Source organism: Methanobrevibacter sp. TLL-48-HuF1 (assembly GCF_023617305.1).
Classification (GTDB): domain Archaea; phylum Methanobacteriota; class Methanobacteria; order Methanobacteriales; family Methanobacteriaceae; genus Methanocatella; species Methanocatella intestini.
Map to the genome: position 1 here is coordinate 1,702,566 of NZ_CP081485.1, position 11,918 is coordinate 1,714,483.

The window sequence follows — 11,918 nt, forward strand, 5'->3', positions numbered from 1 at the left end:
TTATTTTGTTTTATCCATTAATATAACTTACTTTTCACCCTTAACAAGTTACAAAATCTTTATAATGGATTAAATCAACTGTTATTATAATAAATAATGAGGTGGTTATTATGGTAGATATGTTTTGTTATCAATGTTCACAAACTGCAAAAGGTACTGGATGCACTGTACGTGGAGTTTGTGGCAAAGAACCAACTGTAGCTAGATTACAGGATAATTTGATTTTTGCTTTAAAAGGAATAAGTGCATACAATTATAATGCAAACGTTTTGGGAGTTAAAGACTCTGATGTTGATGAATTTTTAACTAAAGGATTGTATTCCACATTAACTAATGTTAATTTTGATGCTGAAGACTTGATTAATTTGGGACTGGAAGCTGGTGAAGCCAATGTTAAAGTAATGAAAATGCTTAAACAAGCACATATTGACCATTATGGTGAACCAGAACCTGCAGAAGTAAAAGTTGGTGCACAGGAAGGGCCTGCAATAATTGTCACAGGACATGATTTGAAAGCATTAGACGAGTTATTAAAACAGACTGAAGGAACTGATGTAAAAGTTTATACTCACTCTGAAATGCTGCCTGCTCACGGTTATCCGGAACTTAGAAAATATGAAAATTTAGCAGGTCAGCTTGGAGGAGCATGGTTTGATCAAAAAGACATATTCTCTAAATATAATGCAGCTATTGTAGCAACAAGCAACTGTGTACTGCTTCCAAAAGATGACTATGCAGACAGGATTTTCACTATGGATGTAGCTAAGTTGCCAAATACACCTGTGGTGGAAAATTATGACTTTAAACCAGTCATTGATAAAGCTATTGAATTAGGTGGTTTGGAAGCTGAAGAATTAACAACAATCACTACAGGATTTGGAGCATCTACAGTACTTTCACTTGCTGATAAAATCAAAGAATTGGTTGAAGCAGGTAAAATCAGAAGGTTCTTCTTAGTAGGAGGATGTGATGGACCGTTCCCTAAATCTAACTACTACAGAGAATTTGTACAAAACTTACCTGAAGATGTTGTTGTACTGACATTAGCCTGTGGTAAATTCAAATTCAATGATTTGGATTTGGGAGATATTGAAGGAGTGCCAAGACTTATAGATTTAGGTCAGTGTAATGATGCAATTGTTGCAGTAGATATTGCACTTGCATTATGTGACTTATTTGGTGTAGGATTAAATGAATTGCCACTTACAATTGTTTTAAGCTGGATGGAACAAAAAGCAGCAGCTATTTTATGGAGTTTATTATATCTGGGCAAAACAGATATGCTTATTGGGCCTGTTTTACCTGCCTGGGCAAATGAAGACATACTTAATTACCTAGTAAATACATATAATCTAATACCAATTGGTGATCCGATTGAAGATATTAAAAAAATAATGGGCGAATAAAATGAGCGAAGATATTAAAGCTAAATCTTTAAACATTGAAAATTTGGTTGATTATCAAAAAGATACAGTAGTTAGTAGGGAAGTAATCAAAAAAGAGCTTGGAACAGTAACTTTTTTTGCATTTGACAAAGGTCAAGGCTTAAGTGAACACTCTGCACCATTTGATGCTATGGTTCAAGTAATTGATGGTGAAGCAGAAATAACTATTTCAGGTAATAAAAATATTGTAAAAAAAGGTGAAATGATTATTATGCCAGCTAATGAGCCTCATGCTCTTCAAGCTGTTAATATGCCATATAAAATGATTTTAACTATGATTAAATCTGATTAAAATCATTTATTTTACTTTTTTGATTGCTGAAAAGATTTGTGTAATTAGGGTTATTTATAATGTGAAAATTATAAATAACTACTTTTTCCACCAAATTAAAATCCAGTCAGCTTTATCTTTTTCATTGTATAATTTTCCTGTTTCAGGGTCTTTTTTAAGAATTTCATTAAGGTATTTTTTCAATTGTGCTTTTTCATCATCATTAAGTAAATCCAGCCTAAATTTACCGTTGTCCATAGCTTCTTCAATGTTGCTGTATTCTCTATATGCTTTAATGTCCAGGCGTTCTATATTGGCATAAATCCCCATATTGTAGAGTATATTAAACATATAATTATACTCTGGAAACGGCTTATTTTCTTTTCCGAGGTATTCATTGAATTCTTTTTCTATTTTCCAATTTTCAGGACCAAATAAAGTGATAAAAACATATTTGTTAGCTATTTCATTTATTGTTTTAAGAGTTTCTTCAATTGGGATTATTCCATTTAATGACCTTGAAGCAAGTACGACATCATAATCTCCAATTTCTTCATAACTAATGTCCTCTAAGGATTTTAAAATAGTGTCCACGTTTTTGATATTTTGTTCTTGAGCTCTTTGGTTTAATAGTTCCAACATTTTAGTTGATGAATCAACACCTGTTACTTTTCTAACTTGTTTAGCTATAGGTAGGGTAATTGACCCTTCACCACAGCCTAAATCTAAAAGACTGTCATTTTCATTTAAAATAATCTTTGAGAATAATAAATCATGATAATCATCTTTTTTAGCTCTTTTATGAAAATGGGGAGCTGCTTTATCCCAGTCTTTGTTTTTGTCTGTCTTTTGTTTGAGTGCTTCCTGCCAATATTCAACCCAATCAACTTCGTTCGGATTAGTTATAGTCTGTTTCATTGCATTTACTTCCTTTTTTTAATTTACCTAAAAACGTGATTCATAAATCTGTTTAGCTAGTGAAGCTACAGCAGTAATTAAAAATATTATATTTGCAGCTAATTTAACTGTGCCATTAACAGGCAGAAAATTAACTAAAATAGCCAGAGCTAAAAAAATATAAACTAATTTGCTTAAATTAATTGTGTGTTTGCTATATTTAAGATCAGCTATGCCCATATTAAGCAGTTCCTGCTTTTCTTTTTCACAATCTTTCAATAATTTTATTCCTTCTTCATTTAAATCGGCACGAATTTCTATAGCAAGGATTATGTCCATTGTTTTATTTAAACATTTCATTGCTTCTTCGTATTTCTGCAATTGAATTAATGATAAGGCTTTTTTGTGATACCATTCAATACTTAGGTATTCTTTACTTCCACTTAATGATTTTATTCCAATATCGAAGCATTTAATAGCTTTTTCGTGCTGGTTTAAATTAATGTAAATGTCTCCTTTTATAAGAATCCCTTCAATAACCCTTTCTTTTTTCAGGCATTTGTTAACTAGTTTCAAAGCTTCCTGATTTTCATTATTTTTACATAATAATTTGGCTTTTATTAGCATGGCTAAAATGCTGTCAGGATATTCGCCAAGCAGTTGATTTGCATAATTCAGAGAATCTTCGTCTGATTCCTTTTCGAAAGTGTAAATTAATTTAAGTTCGCAAAGCTTTTCTTTTGACTCACAGGTGATTAGTTCATCACTGTATGGACTTTCATGATAATTCTCAATAAGATTGTCAATAATTTGTTTGGATTCTTCTTCATTTCCTTTTGCAGATGATGCAATAGCTTTTTGAAAACGAATGGATGTTGAGTCTGGCCGTTCTTCCAAATATTTATTGAAGTATTTTTCACCGTAATCATTGTTGTCATGATATGCGTCTTCAATTAGGTGGTAATAACCTCTTAGAGGAAGTGCAGGTATGTAATTTTTTTCCAGAAGCAAATTATTGATTTCTAAAAATTCTTTCATGTTCTTTTTTTGAAATAATATAAATGAAAGCCGGTTTGCCTTTTCATATTCTTCGTTGTTTATTAGTTTAATCGCTTTTTTATTTACCATATTTAATTTCACCTATCAATCTACGATGGTTTTTCCGTTTAAGATATTTTCATAATCCTGAATATTTTCTTTAAGTAATTGAGGTATATTTAAACTGTAGGGACATTTTTTAATACATTCTCCACATTCATCACATTTTTTTGCCTGTTTCATTTTAGATTGGAAATCTTCACTTAAACTAGGCTGTGTAGGCATTCTTCTGATCCATAAGGACATTCTGGCACATGTATTAATCTCAATATCATTTGGACAAGGCATACAATAGCCGCAGCCTCGACAGAAGTCGTCTCCCAGTTCCTGTTTGTCTTTTTTTATAGCGGTTTTTAATTTATCATCTAAAACCGGAGGATTTTCATGATATGATATAAATTCATCCAATTCTGACTCTCTTTGAATTCCCCAGATAGGCAATACATTATCATAATTTGCCATAAATGCATATGCTGCTTTTGAGTTTGTGATTAATCCTCCACCCATAGCTTTCATGGCCAAAAATCCGACATCTAATTTTTTACATTTTTCAACCAGATTTAGTTCCTGAACATCGGTTAAATATGAAAACGGAAATTGCAGTGTTTCATAAAGTCCACTTGAAAGAGCTTGTTTGGCTATTGTAAATTTATGTGAAGTAATTCCAATATGTTTTATTTTCCCTTCGTCTTTAGCTTCCAGCATTGCTTCATAAAGTCCTGATCCGTCATTAGGTTTTGGACAAAATGGAAGATTGTGGAACTGGTAAATTTCCACATAATCTGTTTGAAGATTTTTAAGTGAAGTTTCTAAATCCTTCCAGAAATCCTCTGCATTTTCAGCTCCGGTTTTTGTTGCAATAATTACATTTTCCCGTACTTCATTAAGACTGGCACCTAATTTTTCCTCACTGTCTGTATAAAAACGGGCAGTATCATAGAAATTGATTCCATTATCATATGCCTTTTGTATGATTTCGATGGAATCTTTTTTATTCCTTCTTTGTATTGGAAGTGCTCCGAATCCATTTTTATTAACTTTATAATTTGTTTTCCCAAGTCGCATCATTTTCATTTAGTATCACTAGTATCCAATAATTTTCAAGATAATATAAACTATTATAATAATTATAAGGGCAGTTATTGATGTTTTTGTAGATAGGAATTTAAAATTACTGAATCGTTTGTCCTCCACATTATTTTTATACATTAATCTGTCTTTTTCAAAGGAACATTTTTGATAAATCTCTTCAAGGTTTTTATCTAATCTGCCATTTTCATTCAACATGTCAATGGTTTTGTTTAAATGCTTGACTGCTTCATCATAGTTTCCAAGTTCAACATTACAAAATGCAGCTTTATAATTGAAATTAGTAACTAACTCCAAGTCATCTTTAACATCTTTTTCATGAGTAATGCATGAATTATAGGAATCCAAAGCTTTTTTATATTCTCCTAATTCATATAATGCATTTCCTTTTGAATTTAAAGCTATTATTGTGTGGTCTTCATCTAAACTTTTATCTAGATATTCCAGTGCCTTTTCATATTCTCCGGTTTTTTCAAGAAGCTGGCCCTTGTAGAAAATTTCTTTTTTATTTTGACCGAATTTCTTTTCATATTTGTTTATTTCATTTAATGCTTTTTTATTTTGATTGTCCTGCATTAAAAGCTCAATTTTACCCATTCTAACTTCTTCATGGCTAATTCTAGGCTCTTCTTTTTGAGAATATGCATCATAATTTTTAAAAGCCTTATCCATATATTCAATAGCTTCTGTTAATTTATTTTTATTGGATAAAGACATTGCTTTATCACATAATCCGTTAATTGACTGGGGCTCTATTTCCAAGTACATATCAAAATATTTTTCACCGTAATCTCCATTGTCATGATTTGGATCGTAATATTGATGATAGTGGCCCCTTTCTTCAATTGCAGGCAAATATTTTTCTTGAATTAATAAGTCTAAAATAATCAAGTATTCATTTATTTTATCGTTTCCGTGTCTTTTTTTAGCTATATCAAGAGCTTTTTTATATTCTTTGTTTTTTATTAACTCTTTTGCTTGTTCAAGCTTGCTGCTCATTATATCATACCTAAATTTTTATTCAACTCCGTAAAAATAAATAACTACTCTTGGTGAATATTTATATATTTTCAAGTAAATAAATTATATTATTAATTACTATTTTTATATAAATTGTGATGATGATTTTATGAATGATTTAGAAGAAATTGTCTATAAACATGCTTTATTAAATGCTGCTAAGCATAAAGGAAATGCAAATCCGGGGGCAGTTATTGGTTCAATTATGAGTCAGGAACCGGATTTAAGAAGTAGAGCAAAAGAAATTGGTCCAATTGCAGGAAAAATTGTAGCTCAGGTTAACAAATTAAGTGAAGATGAACAATCAGCTCAAATGGCTAAATATCATGTGGAAGTAAAAGAAAATAAACAGAAAAAAGAAGAAGGTCTTCAGGAGCTTCCAGGTTCTCATGATAATGTAGTAATGAGATTTGCTCCAAACCCAAGCGGACCTCTACACATTGGTCATGCCCGTGCAGCAGTTCCAAATGCAGAATATGTTAAAAGATATGGTGGTAAACTTATTTTAAGAATAGAAGATACTGACCCTAAAAGAGTTTTCGAACCTGCATATGATTTGATTCCTCAGGATTTGGAATGGCTGGGAATAAAAGCAGATGAAGTTTACTATCAAAGTGACAGATTTGAGATTTATTATGATTATGCTCGCCAATTGATAGAAAAAGGTGCTGCTTACATGTGTACATGTGACGGTGCTACATTTAAGGAGCTTAAAGATAACTGTAAACCTTGCCCATGTAGGGACAACAGTGTTGAGAAAAACCTTGAATTATGGGATAAATTTGATCAGATGCATGCTGGAGAAGCTGTTTTAAGAGTAAAAACAGATATCAATCATAAAAATCCGGCTATTCGTGACTGGGTAGCTATGCGTATTGTAGAAGAAACCCACCCACGTTTAGGAAATAAATACAGAGTTTACCCTATGATGAACTTTTCAGTAGCTGTGGACGATCATTTAATGGGTATGAGTCATGTACTTAGAGGAAAAGACCATTTGGCAAACAGTGAAAAACAGAAATACCTTTATGACCATATGGGGTGGGATGTTCCTGAATTTATCCATTATGGTAGGTTAAAAATGGAAGACATTGCATTAAGTACTTCTAAAGCCCTGGAAGGAATCAGCTCAGGTAAATACTCAGGATGGGATGATCCGAGATTAGGTACATTAAGAGCAATAGCAAGAAGAGGAATCCAACCTCAGACAATATATGATTTAATTACTGAAATTGGAGTTAAAATGTCTGATTCTGCCATCAGCTGGAAGAAGATTTACGGATTAAACCGTAATTTTCTGGAACCTATAGCTAATCGTTATTTCTTTGTAGAAGATCCTGTTGAAGTATCTGTTGAAGGATATGAAGATGGTGCTGTTGATATTGAAAGACCATTACATGCAGACCATGAAGACAGAGGAAACAGAATATTGCCATTTGCAGGAAAAGCATATTTAGCTAGTGAAGATATTAAAAATGGAGTAGCCAGATTAATGGATGCAGTAAATGTTGATATTAATGGGGATAAAATTACTTTTAATTCAACTTCTTTTGAACAAGCAAAAGATTTGAAAGCTAAAATTATCCAATGGGTTCCAATTGAAGATAATGTTAATGTAAGTATTGTTATGGATGATGCATCTGTAAAAACAGGTCTTGGTGAAGGAGCACTAAAAGATTTAAAAGTTGGGGATGTTGTGCAATTTGAAAGAGTTGGTTTTGCACGTTTAGATGAAATTAAAGATAATGAGTTAATATTTTATTATGCTCATAAATAGGAGAAACTATGACATTATTTACTAATGGATATATTACTCTTCCAATTCCTGAAGGATTTCAAAGTGTAAATAATCAGGAGGAATTTGTTGAGTTATTTTTAGTTGATTCGACGAAACCTATGACTATTAAAATATCAGTTATTCCTACACTGGCTGGATTAGTGGATATTAAAGAAAGCATTGAAAGAAACTTTAAAAATGGGGAGGGAAAATTAATTTTTTCTGATTTTATCCCTATTAATGATGATATTTATTATGCAGCTATTTCTTCTATGGATAATGGTGAAGTATCTGCCCGTTGTAATGAATTTTTATTTGTTAAAGATGATAATTTATATTCTTTTGAATTTGCATATCCCTATGCTGATGTAGAATTAGACGACTTTTATTTAAATATAATTCGTTCATTAAAAATAGGAAAAGCAAAGTATATAGTGGAAGATGAAAGTTATAGGTTAAATGAATAAAAAATAAGAAAGTTTTTTTCTTATTTTAATATATTTTTTTAATGTCTTTTGGATTAATAGTAATTTTTTTACCTCTGTATTTTACAGATATGTCATTACCTCTAATGCCATAGACTTTACTTGAGTATGATTCACCGTCATGCTTAAAGATAATTTCAGCACCTTTGCGAAGAATTACTTCATCATTGTTTATTTTTATTTTAAGATTATTTTTTTCTGGTTTTTCTTTTATTTTAAGTGTTTGTGATGCTTTGTCTGTTTCAGAATTTTTAACCATGTTTAATACTTTACGTGTATTTTCCTGTCTTAGTAATTGTTCTTGAGTTGGTTCAGTGTAATCATAGTCACTTGGATACTCTTCATGCCTTTCATTTATGATAGGTTCATATTCTGGAAATGCAGGTTCTTCTTCTTTGTATGTACCAACATTTCTTAAATACATTTCATCTGTAATGTGTTCTTTTTCATTTATTTGATTTTCCGGTGCAAGTTTTTCTTTTACTTCATTGAATATTTTAGAGTTTTTAATAGTGTTTGTTATTTTAGCTAAATCTTTTCTGTAGTCTAAATCACTTAATACATTTTCTTCTGGTTCTTCTTCATCTTTAAATAATTCAGATTCTTCTAATGGAGCTCCAAATTCATAATCCTCTTCAACAGCTGGAAGAACACTTAATTCATCTTCTTTTGATTCGATTTTAGTTGGAGATTTTAAAGTTGGTGTTTTTATTTCTTCATCATTAGCTAAAACATCTGCAATATTTTCTTCCTCAGGTGTTTTATCTTCTGTTTCATCTTCAATTAAAATATCTTTAATATTTTCTTCTTTTGAAACATCATCAGTAATTTCTTCTTTTTTATCTTTAGCTAAAATATCTGCGATACTTTCATCTTTAGGTGTTTTTTCTTCTTTTTTACTGGATTTAATTGCATTAGCTATATCTTCAGTATCTGATTTTTCTTTAACTTTATCTTTAGTTGTGTCATTAACAGCATCATAAAAATTAACTTCTTTTTTACTTTCAGCTGGTGTTTCAGTAATGGATTCAATTGAATCTTTTTTAATTTCAGTTATTGGAGATTCTTCTTTTTTACCTTCTTTCATTTGTTTGATACTTTTTTTAATTTCTGTCGTATCTTCTTTTTCTTTTCTGATGGTTTTAGATTCTTTTTCCCTTTCATTATCTTTTCTTTTTGATTCTTTAATCAATTCATCGATACTGAATAAATCTTTTAATTCATGTTTTGGTTTTTCTTCCAATGAAATATTATTTTCATTTTTTTCTTTTTTCATGTTTTTATTATTTTTACTCATAATATCCATCTGGGTTTCGTTAATTGGTTCTTGGAACTTTTGAACTTTTGTTTCATAATTAAAATTTATAGGTTTTCCTGGTTCTTCTTCTTTTGTTTCTATTTTGTTGGAAAATAGGTGTTCATTGGTTTCAGGAACAATATAGCTATTGAAGTTATCTTCCGGTATTTGACCTTGTTTTCTTAAGGAAGTACCTTTAGGCTGATCTTGTTTAGAGAAGTATGTTGAAACAAAAGATTTAGTTGGAGCGGTTTTTGATAAATTATTTTGATTATTTTTATTGGATGGGATTAATCCATCTAAACTATCCTTAGATAATAAAGGAGAGTCGTCTTTTTCTAATTCATCTTTTCTAAAATACAATTTTACGATAATTATAGCGATTATACCAATTATCGCAATATTAATCCACACTAATATAGTAGTTTCATTCATTTTTTCTCCACTTCCTTATTGAAATTTTATAACTTATAATTATATATCAGTTATTTATAATTATATAGTTTTAGATTTTTTAAAATTTTTAAAAAGCAGTTAGTTTATATATTCTGATAGCTAAAATATAAATTATATTAATAATTATATGAGGTTCAATCATGGTTGTTAAAATTAATGAAAACTATCTTAAATTAAAAAGTAGTTATCTTTTTGTTGAAGTAGCAAGAAGAGAAGCTGAATTCCAAAAAAATAATCCTGATGCTGATGTTATTAAAATGGGTATCGGAGATGTTACTAAACCATTAGCTCCTAGTGTTATTAAAGCATTTAAAGGTGCTGTTGATGAAATGGGTAAAGCAGATACATTTAGAGGTTATGGTCCTGAACAAGGATATGATTTTTTAGCTGAAGAAATTATTAAAAATGATTTTGAACCGTTTGGAGTTTCTCTTGACACTGATGAAGTATTTATTAGTGATGGAGCTAAATGTGATACTGGTAATATTCAGGAAATTTTTGATTTAGGTAATAAAATAGCTGTTACAGATCCGGTTTACACAGTATATGTTGATACTAATGTAATGGCTGGAAGAACTGGTGAAATGAAAGATGATGGTATGTATGAAGGACTTACATATTTAAAATGCAATGCAGAAAATGGATTTGTTCCGGAACTTCCAAAAGAAGATGTTGATATTATTTACTTATGTTATCCAAATAACCCAACAGGTACTACTCTTACTTATGATCAGTTAAAAGTATTTGTTGATTATGCAATTGAACATAAAGCACTTATTTTATTTGATGCAGCATATGAATGTTTCATTAGTGAAGATGATGTGCCTCATACTATTTATGAAATTGATGGGGCTAAAAATGTAGCTATTGAATTCAGAAGCTTTTCTAAAATGGCAGGTTTTACTGGTACCCGTTGTGCTTACACTGTTGTTCCTAAAGAATTAATAGGTTATGACAGCGAAGGTAATGAGGTTCAGTTAAACCAATTATGGAACAGAAGACAAACTACAAAATTCAATGGTGTTTCTTATCCTGTTCAAGTTGCAGCTGCTGCAGTTTATTCTGATGAAGGTAAAAAAGAAATTAAAGAAACTATTGACTATTATATGGAAAATGCAAAAGTAATCAAATCTAGCTTAGAAGAATTAGGTCTTGAAGTTTATGGTGGAGTTAATTCACCTTATATATGGGTTAAAACTCCAAATAATATGGATTCATGGGCATTCTTTGATTTATTATTAAATGAAGCTAATGTAGTTGGAACTCCAGGTTCCGGATTTGGACCAAGTGGTGAAGGTTATTTAAGACTTACTGCATTTAATACTTTAGAAAATACTAAAGAAGCAATGAATAGAATTTCTAAATTAAATTTTTAGGTGTTTTTTGTGAGAAAAATTGAAAAGCCAGTTGAAATTGAACAAGGTGATTCTTTTAAAGTTATTTTATCTAAATACGGTGCTTTAGCTTTAGATAAACAGGAAAACTTATCAGAATTAATCGGAGATTTGGAAGGTCAGTTGGATATTGAAAATGGTGTCTTAACATTTAGTGATGACATTTCTTTTGATGTTCAGATTTTAGGTTTCTTTAATGAGGAAGCTAAAAAATGGTCATGGGCATGGGATAATGAAAATGTCGGTTTTGATGAAAGTCTGATTGAAGCAGCAAATGAAATTCATGAAATTGGTTTAAAATATGAAATTAACCAGTTTATAACTCCTGAATTTGAAACAACTTTTGATGACTGTCATATTTGGGCAATGGTAGCTACCTCTATTTTAAAAATGGACGGATATTATGGAGTTAATATGGAAGGATTGGATATCTTTGTAGCTTTTAAATCTGATTTAATAATTGAAAATAATTCAGTTCTTAAATTCAGAGATACATTCTATACTTTCCAGAAGAATTTTGAAATTTTCCCAAAAATAGCTTTTGAATCATATACAAAACTTAAAGGCTATTCTTTCAAACAGAAAGAAGAGTTTGCAGTTGCTAAAATTGGTGAAAGCCGTATTATTGCAAGTTTCACTGAAAGAGGTAATGTAACTCATATTCAAATGCTTTTAGAAGATGAGTGATT

The 11,918-nt window shown here is 30.4% G+C and carries 11 protein-coding genes; 6 read left to right on the forward strand and 5 right to left on the reverse strand.

The window, feature by feature from the left end:
• Positions 1-110 precede the first annotated feature (110 nt).
• Together hcp and K4897_RS08055 are read left to right on the forward strand one after the other, a co-directional pair.
• Positions 111-1,406, forward strand: coding sequence for a hydroxylamine reductase (hcp, locus tag K4897_RS08050; RefSeq protein WP_250415958.1), 1,296 nt, complete (start codon positions 111-113; stop codon positions 1,404-1,406).
• A 1-nt stretch (position 1,407) separates the two neighbouring features.
• Positions 1,408-1,737, forward strand: coding sequence for a cupin domain-containing protein (locus K4897_RS08055; protein WP_004033310.1), 330 nt, complete (start codon positions 1,408-1,410; stop codon positions 1,735-1,737).
• 78 nt (positions 1,738-1,815) lie between these two features.
• Here K4897_RS08055 and K4897_RS08060 read toward each other — a convergent pair whose 3' ends face one another.
• The 4 genes from K4897_RS08060 to K4897_RS08075 are packed head-to-tail and all read right to left on the reverse strand — an operon-like array spanning position 1,816 to position 5,799.
• A complete protein-coding gene (locus K4897_RS08060; protein ID WP_250415960.1) occupies positions 1,816-2,634 on the reverse strand; it encodes a class I SAM-dependent methyltransferase in 819 nt (272 codons plus the stop codon).
• 27 nt (positions 2,635-2,661) lie between these two features.
• Complete coding sequence (locus K4897_RS08065) at positions 2,662-3,741, reverse strand: lipopolysaccharide assembly protein LapB (RefSeq protein ID WP_250415962.1); 1,080 nt, start codon at positions 3,739-3,741, stop codon at positions 2,662-2,664.
• A 15-nt stretch (positions 3,742-3,756) separates the two neighbouring features.
• Positions 3,757-4,785 carry an aldo/keto reductase gene (locus K4897_RS08070; RefSeq protein WP_250415963.1) on the reverse strand — a complete coding sequence of 343 codons (1,029 nt, stop codon included), beginning with the start codon at positions 4,783-4,785 and terminating at the stop codon, positions 3,757-3,759.
• 9 nt (positions 4,786-4,794) lie between these two features.
• A complete protein-coding gene (locus K4897_RS08075; protein WP_250415965.1) occupies positions 4,795-5,799 on the reverse strand; it encodes a tetratricopeptide repeat protein in 1,005 nt (334 codons plus the stop codon).
• Positions 5,800-5,929: 130 nt separating this feature from the next.
• Here K4897_RS08075 and K4897_RS08080 point away from each other — a divergent pair, with 130 nt between their 5' ends.
• Both K4897_RS08080 and K4897_RS08085 read left to right on the forward strand, forming a co-directional pair.
• Complete coding sequence (locus K4897_RS08080; protein ID WP_250415966.1) at positions 5,930-7,597, forward strand: glutamate--tRNA ligase; 1,668 nt, start codon at positions 5,930-5,932, stop codon at positions 7,595-7,597.
• 8 nt (positions 7,598-7,605) lie between these two features.
• Complete coding sequence (locus K4897_RS08085; protein ID WP_019266945.1) at positions 7,606-8,064, forward strand: hypothetical protein; 459 nt, start codon at positions 7,606-7,608, stop codon at positions 8,062-8,064.
• Between the two features lie 25 nt (positions 8,065-8,089).
• Here the strand turns inward: K4897_RS08085 and K4897_RS08090 are convergent, their stop codons facing one another.
• Positions 8,090-9,814 (reverse strand): ATPase, encoded by a 1,725-nt coding sequence (locus tag K4897_RS08090; protein WP_250415967.1) that lies wholly within the window; start codon positions 9,812-9,814, stop codon positions 8,090-8,092.
• A 161-nt stretch (positions 9,815-9,975) separates the two neighbouring features.
• Here K4897_RS08090 and K4897_RS08095 point away from each other — a divergent pair, with 161 nt between their 5' ends.
• Together K4897_RS08095 and K4897_RS08100 are read left to right on the forward strand one after the other, a co-directional pair.
• Positions 9,976-11,211 carry an LL-diaminopimelate aminotransferase gene (locus tag K4897_RS08095; RefSeq protein WP_250415969.1) on the forward strand — a complete coding sequence of 412 codons (1,236 nt, stop codon included), beginning with the start codon at positions 9,976-9,978 and terminating at the stop codon, positions 11,209-11,211.
• A gap of 9 nt (positions 11,212-11,220) precedes the next feature.
• Positions 11,221-11,916 carry a DUF6882 domain-containing protein gene (locus tag K4897_RS08100; RefSeq protein ID WP_250415971.1) on the forward strand — a complete coding sequence of 232 codons (696 nt, stop codon included), beginning with the start codon at positions 11,221-11,223 and terminating at the stop codon, positions 11,914-11,916.
• Positions 11,917-11,918: the final 2 nt, after the last annotated feature.